Source organism: Pseudoalteromonas arabiensis (genome assembly GCF_001550155.1).
In the GTDB taxonomy this organism is placed as follows: Bacteria; Pseudomonadota; Gammaproteobacteria; order Enterobacterales; family Alteromonadaceae; genus Pseudoalteromonas; species Pseudoalteromonas arabiensis.
In genome coordinates this window covers 666,803-685,654 of record NZ_LRUF01000026.1, presented here as the reverse complement: position 1 = coordinate 685,654, position 18,852 = coordinate 666,803, and the positions used below count along the sequence as shown (strand labels likewise).

At 41.1% G+C, this 18,852-nt stretch carries 15 protein-coding genes and 8 tRNA genes; 4 read left to right on the top strand and 19 right to left on the bottom strand.

The features are described 5' to 3' along the window. Positions 1-597: 597 nt before the first annotated feature. Positions 598-2,016 carry an alanine/glycine:cation symporter family protein gene (locus tag PAARA_RS20315; protein WP_062570779.1) on the top strand — a complete coding sequence of 473 codons (1,419 nt, stop codon included), beginning with the start codon at positions 598-600 and terminating at the stop codon, positions 2,014-2,016. 194 nt (positions 2,017-2,210) lie between these two features. Here PAARA_RS20315 and PAARA_RS20310 read toward each other — a convergent pair whose 3' ends face one another. The 13 genes from PAARA_RS20310 to PAARA_RS20250 all read right to left on the bottom strand — a co-directional run bounded on the left by PAARA_RS20310 (position 2,211) and on the right by PAARA_RS20250 (position 8,058). Beyond that, complete coding sequence (locus tag PAARA_RS20310; protein ID WP_062570778.1) at positions 2,211-2,480, bottom strand: hypothetical protein; 270 nt, start codon at positions 2,478-2,480, stop codon at positions 2,211-2,213. Positions 2,481-2,625: 145 nt separating this feature from the next. Continuing rightward, positions 2,626-2,712: transfer RNA gene (locus PAARA_RS20305), tRNA-Leu, on the bottom strand. Between the two features lie 35 nt (positions 2,713-2,747). Then, positions 2,748-2,821, bottom strand: a tRNA-Cys gene (locus tag PAARA_RS20300). Positions 2,822-2,839: 18 nt separating this feature from the next. After that, positions 2,840-2,915: transfer RNA gene (locus PAARA_RS20295), tRNA-Gly, on the bottom strand. Between the two features lie 121 nt (positions 2,916-3,036). Then, positions 3,037-3,123 (bottom strand) — tRNA-Leu (locus PAARA_RS20290). Between the two features lie 39 nt (positions 3,124-3,162). Further along, positions 3,163-3,238: transfer RNA gene (locus PAARA_RS20285), tRNA-Gly, on the bottom strand. 69 nt (positions 3,239-3,307) lie between these two features. Continuing rightward, a tRNA-Leu gene (locus PAARA_RS20280) sits at positions 3,308-3,394 on the bottom strand. 34 nt (positions 3,395-3,428) lie between these two features. After that, a tRNA-Cys gene (locus PAARA_RS20275) sits at positions 3,429-3,502 on the bottom strand. Positions 3,503-3,514: 12 nt separating this feature from the next. After that, a tRNA-Gly gene (locus PAARA_RS20270) sits at positions 3,515-3,590 on the bottom strand. A 139-nt stretch (positions 3,591-3,729) separates the two neighbouring features. Continuing rightward, positions 3,730-4,275, bottom strand: coding sequence for a CDP-diacylglycerol--glycerol-3-phosphate 3-phosphatidyltransferase (gene pgsA / locus PAARA_RS20265; protein WP_062570777.1), 546 nt, complete (start codon positions 4,273-4,275; stop codon positions 3,730-3,732). Between the two features lie 41 nt (positions 4,276-4,316). Beyond that, complete coding sequence (gene uvrC, locus PAARA_RS20260; protein ID WP_062570776.1) at positions 4,317-6,140, bottom strand: excinuclease ABC subunit UvrC; 1,824 nt, start codon at positions 6,138-6,140, stop codon at positions 4,317-4,319. 8 nt (positions 6,141-6,148) lie between these two features. Continuing rightward, positions 6,149-6,799: a UvrY/SirA/GacA family response regulator transcription factor gene (uvrY, locus tag PAARA_RS20255; protein WP_062570775.1), complete on the bottom strand. Its 651-nt coding sequence runs from the start codon at positions 6,797-6,799 to the stop codon at positions 6,149-6,151. A 107-nt stretch (positions 6,800-6,906) separates the two neighbouring features. Continuing rightward, on the bottom strand, positions 6,907-8,058 hold the full coding sequence (locus PAARA_RS20250; RefSeq protein ID WP_062570812.1) for a dicarboxylate/amino acid:cation symporter: 1,152 nt from the start codon (positions 8,056-8,058) through the stop codon (positions 6,907-6,909). A gap of 410 nt (positions 8,059-8,468) precedes the next feature. Between PAARA_RS20250 and cysK the strand changes: the two genes are divergently transcribed. Both cysK and PAARA_RS20240 read left to right on the top strand, forming a co-directional pair. Beyond that, positions 8,469-9,437, top strand: coding sequence for a cysteine synthase A (cysK, locus tag PAARA_RS20245; RefSeq protein WP_062570774.1), 969 nt, complete (start codon positions 8,469-8,471; stop codon positions 9,435-9,437). A gap of 148 nt (positions 9,438-9,585) precedes the next feature. Beyond that, the gene (locus PAARA_RS20240) at positions 9,586-10,026 is read left to right on the top strand and encodes a hypothetical protein (protein ID WP_062570773.1); all 441 of its coding nucleotides are present in this window, start codon (positions 9,586-9,588) and stop codon (positions 10,024-10,026) included. A 46-nt stretch (positions 10,027-10,072) separates the two neighbouring features. Here the strand turns inward: PAARA_RS20240 and PAARA_RS20235 are convergent, their stop codons facing one another. Next, positions 10,073-12,352 (bottom strand): acyl-CoA dehydrogenase, encoded by a 2,280-nt coding sequence (locus PAARA_RS20235; protein ID WP_062570772.1) that lies wholly within the window; start codon positions 12,350-12,352, stop codon positions 10,073-10,075. A 168-nt stretch (positions 12,353-12,520) separates the two neighbouring features. Between PAARA_RS20235 and PAARA_RS20230 the strand changes: the two genes are divergently transcribed. Then, entirely contained in the window at positions 12,521-14,371 is a 1,851-nt protein-coding gene (locus tag PAARA_RS20230) for a M2 family metallopeptidase (RefSeq protein ID WP_062570771.1), read from the top strand. 57 nt (positions 14,372-14,428) lie between these two features. Here the strand turns inward: PAARA_RS20230 and PAARA_RS20225 are convergent, their stop codons facing one another. From PAARA_RS20225 to PAARA_RS20205, 5 genes are all read right to left on the bottom strand, one after another. Further along, the gene (locus PAARA_RS20225) at positions 14,429-15,223 is read right to left on the bottom strand and encodes a putative porin (RefSeq protein WP_062570770.1); all 795 of its coding nucleotides are present in this window, start codon (positions 15,221-15,223) and stop codon (positions 14,429-14,431) included. 218 nt (positions 15,224-15,441) lie between these two features. Next, positions 15,442-15,816 (bottom strand): PH domain-containing protein, encoded by a 375-nt coding sequence (locus PAARA_RS20220; protein ID WP_062570769.1) that lies wholly within the window; start codon positions 15,814-15,816, stop codon positions 15,442-15,444. A gap of 2 nt (positions 15,817-15,818) precedes the next feature. After that, positions 15,819-16,727, bottom strand: coding sequence for an ABC transporter ATP-binding protein (locus tag PAARA_RS20215; protein WP_062570768.1), 909 nt, complete (start codon positions 16,725-16,727; stop codon positions 15,819-15,821). Next, a complete protein-coding gene (locus PAARA_RS20210) occupies positions 16,724-17,542 on the bottom strand; it encodes an ABC transporter permease (protein ID WP_062570767.1) in 819 nt (272 codons plus the stop codon). Before PAARA_RS20210 ends, PAARA_RS20215 begins: the two co-directional genes overlap by 4 nt. A gap of 115 nt (positions 17,543-17,657) precedes the next feature. Beyond that, positions 17,658-18,836: a cystathionine beta-lyase gene (locus tag PAARA_RS20205; RefSeq protein ID WP_062570766.1), complete on the bottom strand. Its 1,179-nt coding sequence runs from the start codon at positions 18,834-18,836 to the stop codon at positions 17,658-17,660. Between the last annotated feature and the right edge of the window lie 16 nt (positions 18,837-18,852).

The window sequence follows — 18,852 nt, the reverse complement described above, 5'->3', positions numbered from 1 at the left end:
GCCTGCCGCCAGCGTTCAATCTGAGCCATGATCAAACTCTTCAATTAAAAGTTTTTTTGAAACCGAAGTTTCGTGCTCAATGAATTCTGTATAAATTGACTATATAGTCACTCATAAGAAATTGAGACTCTAAATTTGTTTGCGTCATCTAGCGAACTAGACTCTGCTGTTAGAACTCAATCTGTACGAGTGCCCACACAGATGATTGCTTTAYATTGTTAAAGAACGTTGCGACGTTGTCGCTAGGGATGCGTATAATACATCCTTAATTTTTCGAGTCAACACTTAATTTTAAACTTTCTTTTTAGACCGTTTTAAACCGAAGTTTTACTTAACTCTCTGTCACCTTGTTCAGCGCCTTTCGTTGCTGCCCGCCGTGTCAGTGGATGCGCATTATAGGGAGATGGATTTTTTACGCAAGCACTTTTCGCAGGTTTTTTTGATTACTTTTAAATTAACCAGATACCCACCAAATGCAAACAAGTTACACACAGCAAGCTGTGGATAACGCGAGTTTTTTAACAGAATAACTAAACTCTCCTCTCTTGTTATGGTAAGTTTCGCCGCAGATTCCACTCGCTCACAAGGCAAGAAAAAATGACAGATATTATAAATAGTATAAGTGGCCTTCTCTGGGGCCACATTCTGGTTTACCTATTAATAGCCGCGGGGCTATTTTTTACACTTCGACTTGGCTTTATTCAATTCACCCAATTTCCTCATATGGTCAAAGTGATGTTCCAAAGTCGCAAAGGGTGTGGTGAAGGTATTTCTTCATTTCAAGCATTTTGTACTTCCCTAGCAGCACGAGTTGGTACGGGTAATATGGCAGGCGTGGCCGTTGCACTTTATTTAGGTGGCGCTGGAGCTATATTTTGGATGTGGCTGATTGCGCTAATAGGAATGGCGACCAGTTTTGCCGAAAGTACACTTGCACAAGCCTATAAAACCGTCGATGAAGAGGGTAACTTTCGAGGTGGCCCTGCTTATTATATGGAATACGGTTTAGGCAAACGCTGGATGGGCGTTATTTTTTCACTTTGCTTAATTTTAGCTTTCGGTCTTGTCTTTAATGCTGTTCAATCAAACTCTATTGCAGCAGCCTTTGAAGTTGCATTTGGAATTCCTAATTATATAGTTGGTATCTCGCTTGTTATTGGCTCCGGTATCATTATCTTCGGCGGGTTAAGAACAATCTCTCGATTTGCGGAAATGGTTGTTCCATTTATGGCTCTAGCCTACTTCCTCGTAGCTCTTTATGTTTGTATAAGTAACTACAATTTACTACCTGATGTATTTATGCATGTAATAAATAGTGCGTTTGGCATTGAGCAAGCTGGCGCTGGTGCTATTGGTTATGGTGTAATGCAGGCCATGATCCAAGGTATTAAACGTGGTCTGTTTTCTAATGAAGCCGGTATGGGTAGTGCAGCAAACGCCGCAGCGACAGCTACACCCAACCCTCCTCACCCAGCTTCTCAGGGTTACGTACAAATGCTAGGTGTATTTGTTGATACCATCATCATATGTAGCGCGACTGCGGCACTGATTTTATTATCACAACAATTGGTACCTGATTCAGGCGTGACTGGTATTGCATTAACACAAGCAGCACTAGAGGAGCATGTTGGCAGTTGGGGCGCAACTTTTATTGCGGTGGCAATTTTGTTTTTTGCATTTACCTCTATTGTTGCAAATTATTCTTACGCTGAAACTAATTTATTATTCTTAGAACATAATCATGCAGCTGGTATGTTAGTTTTTAGATTACTTGTTCTTGGTATGGTCATGTTTGGTGCACTTGGCGAGTTGCCAATCGTGTGGACTCTTGCGGATATTTCAATGGGGCTAATGGCTATTGTAAATGTAATAGCCCTATTCATGTTGTCTGGCGTCGTCATTTGGTTAGCTAAGGATTACAACACTCAACGCAAAGCGGGTAAGTTACCTACTTTTGATCCTTCGCAAAACAAAAAACTGAATCAAACAATTCCTAAAGGCGCGTGGCGCAAATAATCTAGTTTAATAAGTACTTAATTGGGGAGCGCTTGCGCTCCCTTTTTTGTATTTGCTAAGTTTTCAAAGACAGACAATATGAATGTCGTCTGCTGCTCGTTGAGTTTATCTTTAAGTTGATGTGCAAGCTGTTCTTTAATTTGCTCTTTTAATACTTATTTTTGCTCAAAGGATAATAATCACTGTGTTTGTTGCTAATAAGATTGTACGGCAGTCAGCATATCCATCACTGCGTCATTATCAAAGTCGATCAACGCTGTTTTAGCATCACCAATAGCCTGTTCTGATTTATCGAAAACAGTCGAAACTTTTTCAACTAACACATTAACTTCATGAATTTTAAGTACGTCATTAATGTTCGACATATTAATTGCGATAGGAATAAGCACTAATGAAATTGCTAAGCAAACCCCAAACACTGCACCAACCCAAAACTGATTTAAGCCCCGTTTAAATTGCTCCATTATCTTTCCTTGATCCTATTTATTGAATCAGTAGAACTTAAAAAAGACTTAGGAAACTATAGAGCTATTTTGGCAATAAAAAAATAATTAGATGAGATTGTTAAAAGAAATATAAATGAAATAGAAAAGAGGTATTTTATATAAATGGTGCCCGGGGCCGGACTTGAACCGGCACGTCCTTACGAACGAGGGATTTTAAATCCCTTGTGTCTACCAATTCCACCACCCGGGCATCGGGTTGCTCATATGAGCGTGTGGAGTATTATATGGAGGCGGAACCCGGAGTCGAACCGAGGTAGACGGATTTGCAATCCGCTGCATGGCCACTCTGCCATTCCGCCTTATCGCTTCCAAATAATTGGAGCGGCACACGAGGCTCGAACTCGTGACCTCAACCTTGGCAAGGTTGCGCTCTACCAACTGAGCTAGTGCCGCAAATTTTTTTCTGTCAGTATTTCGTCCGTTGGTGCACAACCTTGAGGTTGCGGTAATAACGTTCTGGCAACTGAGCTAGTGCCGCAAATTTTTTCTTCACCCTAAACTATTTAAGTTTAAATGGTGCCCGGGGCCGGACTTGAACCGGCACGTCCTTACGAACGAGGGATTTTAAATCCCTTGTGTCTACCAATTCCACCACCCGGGCATCGGGTTTGCTATTTAAAGCAAGTGGATAAAGCTAATATGGAGCGGCACACGAGGCTCGAACTCGTGACCTCAACCTTGGCAAGGTTGCGCTCTACCAACTGAGCTAGTGCCGCATCATATTAACTCTAAGGTTAAATCTAAAAAATTTTAAAACTACACTTGGTGTTGCAGTTAACCACAAATGGTGCCCGGGGCCGGACTTGAACCGGCACGTCCTTACGAACGAGGGATTTTAAATCCCTTGTGTCTACCAATTCCACCACCCGGGCATCGGGTTGCTCTTAGAGCGCGTGGAGTGTTGAATGGAGGCGGAACCCGGAGTCGAACCGAGGTGGACGGATTTGCAATCCGCTGCATGGCCACTCTGCCATTCCGCCAAGCTAGATAATTGGAGCGGCACACGAGGCTCGAACTCGTGACCTCAACCTTGGCAAGGTTGCGCTCTACCAACTGAGCTAGTGCCGCTTTCTTTATCTTGGGGGCTATGCCCTCTCAACACGGACGCATTCTACAGAGATTATTAAACGCGTCAATATAAAAAATGCCAGTTTTGAACTGTTTGCTTATTTTTTATCTAAAACGGTGTGTAATTAGACGTTTAGGATCAATTTTTGGTCAACTCTGACCACGCAGCCATCAAATATTGCAACATAGAACTAAGCGTTAACAGTGTCGCAATATATAAAAGCCCATAACTTAAGTAGATCATCCAAGTGTCAAATTGCCAAATTAAGCCAATAATCGCTAGCATTTGTGCGGCGGTCTTGAATTTGCCCATATTTGATACAGCCACGTTGTCGCGTTTACCCTGCTCGGCCATCCATTCACGCAGTGCAGAAATAACAATTTCACGACTGATAATAACAAGTGCAGGTATTGTCATATATAAGCTCTGATAGTGACTAGAAAGCGCTACAAGTGCTGCGCAAACCATTACTTTATCGGCAACAGGATCTAAGAAAGCACCAAAGGGTGTTGACTGATCAAGTCGACGAGCTAAGTAGCCATCAAGAATATCAGTGATTGACGCAAGCCAGAATACAAATGCCGCTGCGAAAAACGCCCATGAGAATGGCAAATAAAAAATCACCAAAAAAATAGGGATTAGAAAAAGTCTAAAGGTTGTGAGTGTGTTTGGAATATTCCACATAACTACTTGGAGATGTCTTTTTTTCTATATTCGCATGAAGGCTACGCCTTGTCATGCAAATGATTAAATATCTTCTCAGCCATTTCAGGGCTGATCCCAGGAACTTGTTTTAATTGTTCTATATTAGCAGCTTTTACCCCTTGCATGCCCCCTAAATATTTTAAAATTGATTGACGACGCTTTTGCCCTACCCCAGAAATCTCTTCGAGTAGTGATTGAGTTCGCTGTTTTTGTCTTTTATTACGGTGACCTGCAATAGCAAAACGGTGTGATTCATCACGAATATGTTGAATTAAATGAAGAGCTGGCGCATCTGAATCAAGTGGAATTGTTTTGCGTCCTCCATCTATGAGTAAAGTTTCTAACCCTGGTTTTCGGCTAGTCCCTTTTGCGACACCCACTAACAGTGGCATTTTATTATGCGGCCACGTTTCAAAATACTGTTCAGCACGAGACAGTTGACCTTTACCACCATCGATGAAAATAACATCGGGTATTTTTTCTTCGTCGACTACTTTGTTGTAGCGCTTATTTAATGCGAACTCCATGGCGGCATAGTCATCTCCACCAGTAATCCCCGTAACATTAAAACGGCGATACTCTTTATTATTAGGTCCTTGCGAATCAAACACAACACAACTCGCAACCGTGTTTTCACCCATTGTATGACTGATATCAAAACATTCCATGCGATTAATATCATCAAGACGTAGCGTTTCTTTTAATTGCGCATAGCGTTTATTAATTGAGTCTTGGGTACTTTGTTTTACACTGATGCTATTTAATGCATTTTTGTTAGCTAGCTTTAGATACTGTGCCCGCTCACCTCGATTAGCAACTTTTAAACTGACTTTACGCTCTGAAATAGCCGTAAGTGCCTCACTTAAAGGCTCACCCTCTTCAATACTAAACGGTAATATAATTTCTTTGGCGATACGCCCTGTTGCACCGGGCGCTAAATAATACTGGCCTAAGAAAGAAGTCAAAATTTCTTCTTGCCCTGAATCCTTTGGCACTTTCGGAAAGTAGGTTTTACTGCCCAGCACTTTATGGTCGCGGATCATTAATAAGTGAACTGCATTTAAACCATTCAGATGAGCAAAGCCCACAACATCCATTTCAGCATGATTACCTGAAATAGATTGTTGTTCCTGCATTTTTCTAAGTAGCATTATTTGATCGCGCACTTTTGCAGCTAATTCAAATTTCAGCTCTTTACTGGCTTGCTCCATCTTGGCAATTAAATCAGCAATAACTTCATGTGATTTACCCAGTAAGAATTTACGAACAAAATCAACTTCTTGCTTGTATTCTTCATCTGAAACTTTATTGACACAGGGTGCAGAACAACGCTTCAATTGGTATTGAAGGCAAGGACGACTTCTAGCTCGATAATAAGCGTCTTCACATTGGCGAACAGGGAAGATCTTTTGCATTAACCGCAAGCTTTCGGATACGGCACCTGCACTGGGAAAAGGCCCAAAATACTCACCTTTAATTTTGCGACTACCACGGTGAAAAGCTAAGCGTGGATGTTTATGATCAGTCAGTAAAATATATGGATATGATTTATCATCTCGCAGTAAAATATTGTAGCGAGGCTGGTATTTTTTTATTAGATTATTTTCAAGTAATAGAGCTTCGGTTTCGGTATTAGTTAGAGTGACTTCAATACCACAAATATTACTTACTAAGACACGGGTTTTACTATCAGTAACATTACTGCGGAAATAACTACTGACACGCTTTTTTAGGCTTTTAGCCTTCCCTACATAAATTACTTGCCCTTCATTATCAAGCATCCTGTAGACACCAGGTTCGCTTGATAATGTTTTAAGAAAGCGGGCAGAATCGAAATCAGACATTGAGCAAATTAATGCGAACTATCAATATCGATCATTTTATGGCGGATCGCTAAATGAGTTAGCTCTACATCACCACCCACATTGAGCTTTTCAAACATGCGGTAGCGATAACTATTCACTGTTTTTGAACTGAGGTTAAGACGGTCAGCGATATCTTGCGCTTTTTCACCTTTAGTGATCATTAACATAATCTGTAACTCACGCTCAGATAAACTCTGAAACGGGTTTTCATCTGTTCGACCACTAACCTGTGCAAGTGCAATTTGCTGTGCTATTTCTGGTGCAATATAACGTTGACCTGCATTTACAGCACGAATCGCATTCACCATTTCATCTGAGCCTGCCCCTTTGGTTAGATAACCATGAGCACCTATCTGCATCACTTTGCTAGGAAATGGGTCTTCGCAATGCACAGTAAGCACGATTATTTTTACATCTGGGCAATAACGACAGATTTTCTTCGTTGCTTCTAACCCGCCTATACCTGGCATATTCATGTCCATTAACACTATATCAGGTGAATTTTGACGGCAAAACTGTACTGCTTCTTCACCGGTTTTAGCTTCACCAACCACTTTAAAACCACGAACATCATCAAGTATACGTCTGATCCCTGTCCGTACAAGTTCATGGTCATCAACTAAAAGTACATTAATCAATGGAACACCCTCGAATAACCCAAATATATGCTTTCGCACAATTTAATGTGCCACATTAGCACAGAAACAGCGAAACGATAAATCAAATATCGTCTCGCAAATTAATTTTATGACGAGGCTTTCTCGCTAAAGCGATCAACCCACAATGCAATAATACCATCGCCTGTAACATTACAAGCAGTACCAAAGCTATCTTGCGCTAAATATAGTGCAATCATTAATGCAACAGCGCCTTCATTGAAGCCAAGCATACTAGTTAAAAGCCCCAATGCTGACATAACTGCGCCACCAGGTGCACCCGGTGCTGCAATCATGACGACACCTAACATCATAATAAATGGCAACATGCCGAATAATGATGGCACATCCATATTTGGTGACAAAAACATAACGGCTAATGCGCAAGTAACTATCGTAATAGTTGAGCCTGATAAATGGATGGTTGCACATAATGGTACAGTAAAGTTTGCAACATCTTCTTTTACATTATTTGCTTTGCTCGCACGTAATGAAACTGGGATCGTTGCAGCACTCGACATTGTCCCTAAAGCAGTAAAATAAGCTGGAAGCATATTTTTTACAAGTTCTATTGGATTACGTTTTAATAAAAGACCCGTACTAACATATAAAACTGTTAACCATAACCAGTGCATAATCAGTGCAGCAAGTAAGACAATACCAAACGTTTGTAGTGTATCAACGACTGTGCCTGCAACGGTCATTTCAGCAAAAACACCTGCAATATAAAAAGGAAGCGCAGGGATAATAACTTTTGCTAACAAGCCATCAATTACATCGCGTCCTTGGTCCGACACTTTTTTTAATGTATCAAGTTGCAGTTGACTCATGCCAATACCAAACACAAATGCTGTAGCCAAGGCTGTCATAACCCCCATAAGAGGAGGAATTTCTAAATCGATAAAGCTTCCTACTTCAGTCGCAATTTCAGCTTCGTAGGTTAAGCCACCGTCAAACAACGGGATAATCGTACTAACCAGTAAGAAAGCAAGTGTGCCCGCAATAATAGTCGAGCCATAAGCAAACCCTACTGTTTTACCAAGCAAGTGACCTGAGCCCTTTGGTAAGCCTGCAATACCTGATGCAATAAAGAATAAAATGATCAACGGTATCGTAAAGGTAATCAACTGACCTATTATTTCTTTTATTGTATAAAGGAGTTCAACACCTGTTAATGGCACATATAGTCCCACTAAGATACCAGCAACAATGCCAGCAATTAACTTTAGAATTAAATTCATAACGATCACTTCAATTTTTAGGTGGTAATCTTTTACCACGTTTTGATTTACTTTTGTTATAAAACAGCCAAATTTACGTTTGATTGCGCAATTTACCATCACAACTGACAAGAATCTAATTTGAAAATTGATCTCCGTTATAATTATTGCATTAAATACATGCCGAGTGATTACCTTTTTGAAGAAGCCGAACACATCACTCACTTAATTCTTTAAGCGTAAAAACTCCCCCGACTATGTGGCAGCTCTGATGATTTTTGGCTTATTCCTAAAAGCTATAAGCCTATTCGCTATATGTTATAGCCAAACTTTACTTTCGTTTTTTATTTGGCGAAGTAAAGTGTGACTATTACAGATCGGTAGCCTAAGCTATTTGATCACGATTGATAAATTGCTTCCAAGGGAACACTATGTCTAACATTTTTGAAGATAATTCATTAACGATTGGCAATACGCCAATTGTAAAGCTTAATCGCGTTACCTCAGGTAATGTTTTCGCTAAAGTAGAATCTCGTAACCCAAGCTTCAGTGTTAAATGCCGCATTGGCGCTTCAATGATCTGGGAAGCAGAAAAGTCAGGTGTTTTAACGAAAGAAAAAGAGTTAATCGAACCAACATCTGGTAACACAGGTATTGCTCTTGCCTTTGTTGCAGCTTCTCGTGGTTATAAATTGACACTGACTATGCCCAATACGATGAGCTTAGAGCGTCGTAAACTATTAAAAGCTTTAGGCGCCAACTTAGTCTTAACAGATGGCGCTAAAGGCATGAATGGCGCTATTGAAAAAGCAAAAGAAATTCAAGCAAGTGAGCCTGAAAAATACATTCTTTTACAACAATTCGAAAACCCAGCTAACCCGAAAATTCACTTTGAAACAACGGGTCCTGAAATCTTCGAAGCAATGGATGGTAAAATCGACATTTTCGTAGCTGGTGTAGGCACGGGCGGTACTATTACAGGTGTAAGCCGCTACCTTAAACTAGAAAAAGGTTTAAATGTTCAATCTGTTGCTGTTGAGCCAACAAACTCACCTGTTATTAGCCAAACTCTAGCAGGTGAAGAAATCAAACCAGGTCCTCACAAAATTCAAGGTATCGGTGCCGGCTTTATCCCAGGTAACTTAGACCTAGAAGTTGTTGACGCTGCTGAGCAAGTATCAAATGAAGATGCGATTGCAATGGCGCATGAGTTAATGAAAAATGAAGGTATCTTGGTAGGTATTTCATCTGGTGCAGCAGTTGTTGCGGCAAAACGACTTGCAGAAAAACCTGAAAATGCAGGTAAGAATATTGTGGTAATTTTACCAAGTGCGACAGAGCGTTATTTATCAAGCCCATTATTTGCTGAAGAATTCAGTGACAAAGAGCTTGTTCAATAAATAGCTTAATTAAGCTATTAAAGGATGCATATTGCATCCTTTTTTATTATAAAATAAAAATAAACCAATCTGAAACAGCTAACCACCTTTACAAGAAAGTTATTTAGTCACACACTAAACGCAAATTATATTTTCTAAACTATGAACAATGAAAAAAATACTTTTTATTTGTGCCCTGCTAAGCAATGTTTTACTACTCGGATGCGGACCTGAAGATGCCCCGAAAGGTGAAAAGAATACCCCAGGAGTAACGGCGACGCTCTTCTTTGACGCTTTATATAATAAACAAGATTTAAACTTAGCGACCCAATATGCAACGCCAAAGATGGCGCGAATTATGAAATCTTATGGTACCGCTAACCAGTTTGCCCGTAATTTGGTTAATATGCAGTACGATGAAGTCGTGATCGAAGTCGACATGACGAATATGAGTTTGCGAGAGCAGTACGGTGATAAAGCCAATATCAACCTTATTTTCACTGGCTACTTCAATGGCAAAAAAATTGATGATATGCGTAGTGTTAAAATGATACGTAAAAAAGGTGATTGGTATATTGAAAAAATTAACCCCGACCCTTTTGCTAGATAAGTGAAGACAAAAAAGCCTTGCTAAGCAAGGCTTTTTAATGCGTTGATTAGAGTTCACCAGGCGCGAAATTATCCACAGCGATTGCTTGCTTACGTAGCGCATTTGCTTCACTCATGCGCTCAGCGACGGTTGCATTAATTAAGTTTTTCTCAGCAGCTTCAACGATAGCATCCTCAAGCTCTAGATTACGGGAAATCGAGCCTTCTTTTTGCCATTTTCGTAATTGTTTAAAGTCTTCCTGCGTATCTATCATGGCTAAGAAAGCATTTTCCATTACACCAGTTCCCGCTTTATCGTCTACGTAGCATAAATGGGTCAATCTGTCCCTAAATACACCAGGGTTAGTCATGTGCTCACACATAGTCTGTGCTAGCTCATCACTTGGGCGATGGTAATGGTTACCCAATGGGAAAACGATACGCTTCAGTAAAAAGTTAACAATCGGGTTCGAAAAGTTTTTGAAAAAGCCGTCAAATGCTTGGCCAATACTATAAAGCGAATGTTCTACTGCATATTGAACAAACGGTAAATCGGCTTGTTGACGCCCTTCATCCTCGTAGCGTTTCAGAACGCATGAGGCAAGATATAAGTGGCTCAGCACATCGCCTAAACGCGCCGAAATCATCTCTTTGCGTTTTAACTCGCCACCTAATACCAACATAGCAACATCAGTACAAAATGCTAAGCCTCGACTCATTCGGCTCAACTGTTTGTAATAGTGACTTGTCACTCCACACACTGGAGATTTAGCAAAGTAACTGCGTGTTAAACCATGTACAAAAGCCATACCCGCATTGCTTGTTGCAAACAAAATATGCTGTAGCAGTAATGAGTCAAACTCTTTCAGTGCAAGATCATGATCTTCCATGGCAGCGGCTGCCATTTCTTTTAAAACAAATGGGTGGCAACGAGTCGCACCTTGACCAAAAATCATCAAATTACGAGTAAGAATATTTGCCCCTTCAACGGTGATCGATACAGGGATCCCCATGTAACCATGGGCAAGATAGTTATTAGGACCTACTTGAATACCCTTACCTGAATGAATATCCATGGCATCATTCATTACAGTGCGACCCATTTCTGTCATATGGTACTTAGCAATGGCTGTCACTACTGATGGACTCAGCTTTAAATCTATGGCGCCAGCGGTCATTAACCTTGCAGATTCAAGGGTGTATGTTAACCCACCGATACGCGCAAGCGCTTCTTGCACGCCTTCGAATTGGCCAATTGACACACCGAATTGTTGCCTTACGGTCGCATACGCCGATGTCATACGTGATGCAAGGTGGCCTGTTGCAGTGCTGAGTGCCGGTAGCGAAATACCACGACCAGCGCTTAAGCATTCAACCAGCATGCGCCAACCTCGACCAGCCCCCTTTTCGCCACCAATGATCCAATCAAGCGGAATAAACACATCTTTACCATAGGTTGTGCCATTCATAAATGCCATATTGAGAGGATAATGACGCTCACCCTTTTGCACACCTTCGTGATCAGTCGGAATAAGCGCACAGGTAATACCTAACTCTTTTTTATCGCCCAACAGACCATCAGGATCGTACATCTTAAATGCAAGACCTAGCACTGTAGCAATTGGTGCAAGGGTAATGTAGCGTTTTGACCAATTAAGCTTTAAACCGATTACTTCTTCACCATTATGCATGCCCATGCAAACAACGCCAGTATCGGGAATACTACCGGCATCCGACCCTGCCTCTGGACCTGTTAACGCAAAACAAGGGACATCATCACCTTTAGCTAAGCTTGGCAACCAGCGCTCTTGTTGCTCTTTAGTTCCGTAATGAAGCAGTAGCTCACCAGGGCCTAAACTGTTTGGTACCATTACGGTGACCGCAGCAGTTAAACTTTTAGTGGCAATTTTTGATACGATGGTCGAATTAGCAATGGCTGAAAATTCACGGCCACCAAATTCTTCAGGAATGATTAACGCAAAAAAGCCTTCTTTCTTTAAATATTCCCAGACTTCTTTTGGTAGGTCTTTATCTTTTTGGACAATTTGATAATCATCAAGCATAGCAAGTAACGTCTCAACCTGCTTACTCATAAATGCGCGCTCTTTATCACTGAGTTCAGGTTTAGGAAAACTATGTAGTTTCTGCCAGTCAGGGTTGCCACTAAATAGCTCACCATCCCACCACACGTCGCCCGCTTCCATGGCTTCACGTTCTGTTTGTGATAAGGGTGGCAATACTTTTTTAAACATACTAAACGTTGGTCGAGTGATCAGATTAATGCGAATATCTTTTACAGCAAAAATCACAATCACAGCAACCAGTAACAGAATGATTACGGTCGTCATTATGCAATCCTTTTATTTAAATTAACTGTCTTCAAGTATGACTGATCGTGCAATAAATACAACGTAAGCCACATCTCGTAAATTGTTCTCATCTACATAGTTTGTTGTTTATCAAGACGCTGCTATTATGCAGGGGCAATAAATAACAATAAACTTCTAGGGAATGTTATGAAAAAGACTCCATTTAAACTCAGTATGAGCGCTCTCATGGTGGCCAGTGCACTTGCACTTTCAGGCTGTAATGATGACGCTACAAATACCAAAACAGCTACGGCTGAAATCAAAAAAAGTCAGGTGACACCGCAAGATGCTGCTAAATTTATCGCCGATACAGAAAAAGAGTTAAGTGCGCTTTATTTAGAAGCAAGTCGCGCTGAGTGGATTTATGCCAACTTCATCACGCACGATACCGCAGAGTTATCAGCTGAGGTTAATCGTAAGATGACCGAAGCTGTTGTTCGTCTTGCTAATGAAGCTGCAAAATTCGATAGTTTAGAACTGGATTACGATGCGCGTCGTAAGCTAGACAAGCTAAAACTAGCGCTAACTTTGCCTGCCCCACAGGATGCTGAAAAAACAGCAAAACTCTCACAGTTAGTTGCTGAACTAGGTGGTATTTATGGTAAAGGTAAATACTGTAAAGAAGATGGTAGCTGCTTAAGCCTTGGCGAGATGACCGCGAAAATGGCGACAAGCCGCGACTACAATGAACTACTGGATTTATGGCAAGGTTGGCGCCAAGTTTCCAAACCGATGCGCCCACTTTATGAGCAGCAAGTTGCACTGACTAACGAAGGTGCTAAAGAGCTTGGCTATGCAGATACTGGTGCTATGTGGCGTAGTAAATACGATATGCCAGCGGACGATTTTGCAAAAGAGCTTGACCGTATTTGGGGTCAAGTTAAACCGCTTTATGATTCATTACATTGCCATGTTCGTGCCAAGCTCGGTGAAAAGTATGGCGAAGATAAGGTCCCTCAAGACCAACCAATTCCTGCGCATCTGTTAGGTAATATGTGGGCACAAACTTGGGGGAATATCTACGATGTAGTTGCGCCGGAAGATGCAGATCCTGGCTACGACGTAACAGAGTTATTAGCAAAACATGATTACGACGAACTGAAAATGGTGCGTGGCGCCGAGAAGTTCTTTACTTCAATGGGTTTTGCGCCATTACCAGACACTTTCTATGAACGCTCACTATTCACTAAACCACAAGATCGTGACGTACAGTGTCACGCTTCAGCATGGAATATAGATAGCAAAGATGACCTACGTATCAAGATGTGTATTCAGCGTACCGGTGAGGAATTTTCTGTTATTCACCACGAGTTAGGCCATAACTTCTACCAGCGCGCCTACAACACGCAACCTATTTATTATCAAGAAAGTGCGAACGATGGTTTCCATGAAGCCATTGGTGACACTATTGCGCTGTCTGTTACACCTGACTACTTAAAAGAAATTGGTTTATTAGACGAAGTGCCTGATGAATCAAAAGATATCGGTCTATTAATGAAAATGGCACTGGATAAAGTCGCCTTTATCCCATTTGGCTTATTAGTTGACCAATGGCGCTGGAAAGTATTCTCAGGTGAAGTAACACCCGAAAATTACAACAAAGCCTGGTGGGAACTACGTGAAAAATATCAAGGCGTTCAAGCGCCTATCGCACGTAGCGAAGCAGACTTCGATCCAGGTGCTAAGTATCACGTACCGGGTAACACCCCTTACACGCGTTATTTCTTAGCGCATATTTTACAATTCGACTTCCACAGAAGTTTATGTGAAATTGCTGGTAACAAAGAAGCGATTCATCGCTGTTCAGTGTATAACTCAAAAGAGGCTGGTGAAAAGCTGAATGCGATGTTAGCAATGGGTTCAAGTCGCCCATGGCAAGAAGCCCTTGCTACAATAACGGGGAAAGAAGAAATGGATGCAACAGCAATCTTAGATTACTTTGCGCCATTACAAAAATACCTTGATGAGCAAAATAAAGACCGTCAGTGCGGATGGTAAGATACTAAAAACTAAAAAGCCCGCATGATGCGGGCTTTTTTACAATCAAATTAATGATTAGAACTGTAAGCTTACGTTAGCAAAGTATGCATCGTAATCTGAGTCATCCCAGTTGTTACCGTAACCCGCTTTTAAGCCAACGTTTTTATTGAAGAAGTGTTGAGCACCAAAGCTGTAATCATCTTCTTTGTTAAACGTTACAAATACTGACGTTGCTTTAGAGAAATAGTAGTTAGAACCTAACTCCCATGAGCTGCCGTTATCATCTGTATCAGAGATTGTACCTTCAACTGTAAGGTAGTTACCTTGTTGCAGATCTACGAAGTATTTAGCATTTACTGCGCGGTAATCAAACTCGTCATCAGCAGTTAGAGTAAAACCAATGTAATCAGTGCTGTTTAACTGATGGTTATACTTAAGATCAAACATCACTGAGTTGTCACCGTCTTCAACGTCAACGAAAGTCGCTTTTAATAATAAGTTTGGATTGAAGAAGTAACCAGCAGAAACGTTAAATACATCTGTGCTTGAACCAAAATCAGAGTCATAGTTGTTGTAGCCAGCGCCGAATACAAAATCTTCTACAAAGTACTCACCACCTAAGCCTAATACATCACCAAAATCATCGTCTGAATAAGCACCATAAACGTTAGTCGTTTTGTTGATGTACTCAAACTGGTCGTAAGGACCCATAGTGTTCTTTGGTGCAAAGTAATAAATTGAATCAACACTTACTGTGTCATTGCCATCGGTGTCCGTATACCCTAAGTGGCTGATTGATTGATAACTGTCCGCAGCAGTCGCGGCAGTTGAAAGAAGCATACTCGAAATAATAACTGCTAACTTTTTCATAAACAGATTTCCCTATAAACATTTTTTTAATTGCTACAAAACTAGCCAAATGGCTAAGTTGGGCACATGCTAACGCGAGAAAACTGAACGGGAACTTAACTAACTCCTTGTTTTTAATCAACTAATTGTAATAAATTGTCGGCAAATGTAAAGAAAAAGTTGGCCCGAATTTTCAATTCAACACCAACCATATTATAAATCACTTTATTTTCAGTGTGTTATAATGAAAACTCACTAATTATTCTATAAACCTCATTAATGTTATCACCTGCTTTGAAGTCTTTGCTGATCGGAGTAGGATCTGACCCTACCCAGATTTTCAGCTCTGCATCTAAATCAAAATGCCCCGCGCTTTCTTTACTAAATTTAGTAATTTTTGAGTAAGCAATACTTAGCATTTCCACTTTAGACCCCGTAACACCTTGTTTATCAATAATAATCAATCTTTTATTGGTGAAGATAAACATATCACGGATAACCTTATAGGCCTTTTGCACTGTTTCACCCGCGATAAGCGTGTTGGCAAGTAATTCTTCTAGATCATCATTATCAACTTCGCTAGCATTACCCATTAATCCACTTAGTAAACCCATAACTAACTCTCCTTATGAAAAATTTGGTTTTCGAGTGTGTGACCATTCACTAGTTGACGATACTGCCAACCTTGTTGATAACAAAACTGTAATAGATTGATATCAAATGGTTCGACAGTCTGCTCAAATTCAATGACATATTCTTTTGCCTGGCTCATATAAACATGATGCACCTGGGCAAGACTTGCAAGCTTAGCTTCTACATCATCATAACGTTGATTCAATTGTAGTGTTATATAATGCTTATTATCTTGTGTGCTAGAACGCGCTTGATGCTCACTCAATACCCCTTTATCTAGGTGTAATACTTGCGAACATAAACGCTCAAGTTCGGTTAGATCATGGGAGCTTAAAATAAATGTGGCTTCATTGCTTAAAGAGCTCACAAGCTCACGAACCTCACGCGCGTGGATAGGGTCCAGGCCTGCAGTCGCCTCATCAAGCATTACAATTTCAGGTTCACCTATAAGTGCTTGCGCAATTGTGACTCGCTTACGCATCCCGTGAGAAAGATCGTCTGGGCGCTGTTTAGCCACTTCAGATAAACCCACAAGTTCTAGAACACGTGCTGTTTCTTTTTTACGAACCGTGCCACTTAAACCTTGCAGTTGACCATAAAAATTTAATTGATGCGCAATACTAAAACGCGGATCAAGCTGTGCATCTTGTGGTAATGCCGTAAGCTTACCAAATAAAGCCGCACTACCTGGGGCGTGGCCCAACACTGATAACTGCCCAGAACTTGGTAAAATATAACCGCATAACAAACTAAATAAGGTTGTTTTACCAGCACCATTAGGGCCAACAAGTGCAACTGGCGCTCCTTTATTTATTTCAAAGCTGACATTATCAAGCGCTCGCTTAGCTCCATAGTTTTTTGATAAACCTTGTGCCTGAATTAATACTGTCATAGTGAGCTCCTTGCAAAAATTCGTTCACCCACCGCAAGCAGCACAACTGTTTGTAAAACAGGTAAACCGACCCCTAACATCATGCCTGCTCTTTGTCCCGCGACTACATCGATTTGGTAGCCAGGAAATAAATAATATAGAACGTCAAGTAAAGGCAGCTGCCAAGTAAGCAAACCAATAATAATATTGCCGCCAGCAAAAAATAAAATAGCTAACACAAATGCAAGACGAGATGAGCGCGCAAACGTATTTAGAAAACTCATTAAAGCAATAAACGGCATTACAGTAATTAGCAGAAACACTAAGAGTGTCAGGCTTCTTGAAAAACCAGAAAGAAATAAACTTGGCTCACGATACGTCAACATAGCAAGCGTTGCCATCAGAGTAACAAATAACAATGCTGCTAAGATTAATAATTGCCCTAAAAAGCGGCCAATTATAATCTCTGAACGGGTTGCCCGTAGTGACAAAAAGCGTAGCGTACCACGCTGTCGGTCTCCAACAGTTTGGTCACTACATAAAAACAAGCAAAAGCAAGGGAAGCTATATAAAGCGATTAGCCAGTACATCGCTAGCTCTGATTCAGGCCAATCTAGCAACCGGCTGATACCGATAGCACCAAACGCCTGCCTAGCAAAGTCAGCAAACTCAGGGGAGCTAATCAAATTCACAGATTCAGCTATGGGATAGCGTAAAATAAGTAACCAACAAATGGCGAATGCAGCAACCGCTAGCAAACCACGTTTGGTCAAAAATAGTCGTACAAGTTCAAATTGAGCAATTTGCGCAAGACGTTTAGGGTGTAACTGCGTCACTCACAATCCTTAATGAATATTATTATTGGAATTACACTAAGGTGAAACAGCTTGAATTACCAGAAAAAAAAGAGCCGCATTGCGGCTCTTATGTAACAAAGTATAAACTTTTGAACTACAGATGGTTCTCGTAAACACCAAGAGCTTGATCTAGATCGGCTAGCAAATCTGTTACATCTTCCAAGCCTATATGCAAGCGGATCACTGGGCCTTGCGTCCAACCTGTTTCAGAGCGGAGCCCTTTCATCGTTAAATTTGCAGTAACTAAACTTTCGTATCCGCCCCAAGAAAAGCCCATTTTAAAATGCTGCAAACTATCTAAAAACGCATCTATCGCTTGTTGATTTCCTTGCTTCATTACAAACGAAAATAAGCCATTACTCCCGTCAAAGTCACGTTTAAAGAACTCATGGCCAGGACAGCTCGCAAAGGCCGGATGGCGAATATGATCAACCAATGGGTGTGTTTCAAGCCATTTAGCAACTTCAATGGCGGCTTGCTCGTGCTGTTTTAAACGCACAGCCATAGTGCGTAAGCCACGTAATGCTAAATATGCATCATCAGCAGACGTACATTGGCCTAATAGATATGAGTTTTCTCTCAGTGTTGACCAGTATTTTTTGTTAGCAACCGCCACTCCCATCATTACATCGGAATGGCCAACAATATATTTAGTCGCAGCTTGGATACTAATGTCCACCCCATGCTCAAGCGGTCTATAATGCAGACCATTACCCCAAGTATTATCTAGCATCGTCATGACACCACGCTCATTCGCTTTAGCGACCATAGCGGGTACATCTTGCACTTCCATGGTAATCGAGCCTGGTGATTCTAAAAATAATACACGGGTATTTTCTTTTATTAACTCATCAATGCCTGCACCGATACCTGGTGGGTAATAGGTTGTTTCAATTCCAAGGCCTGCTAATATTTTGTCACAAAAATCACGAGTTGGTTCGTAAGCCGTATCAACCATCAAAATATGATCGCCCGTTTTCACAAACGATAACAACGCATTGCTTATTGCAGCCGCACCCGATGGATAAAGTGCGCAACCTTCACCGCCCTCAAGTTCAGCAATCGCTTCTTGTAGTGCGAAGTGTGTGGTGGTACCACGGCGACCATAAAAAAGCGTTTTATCACCCCGTTTTTTAGCGGCTTCTTTTAACTCAGAAACCGAGTCGAAAACCACGGTTGATGCGCGCTGTACGACCGGATTCACCACACCTTGGGTATATGCTTTTTTACGCCCTGCACTCACTATTTGAGTATTTTTATTTGTCTTTGTCATCGTTATTCCAATCTAG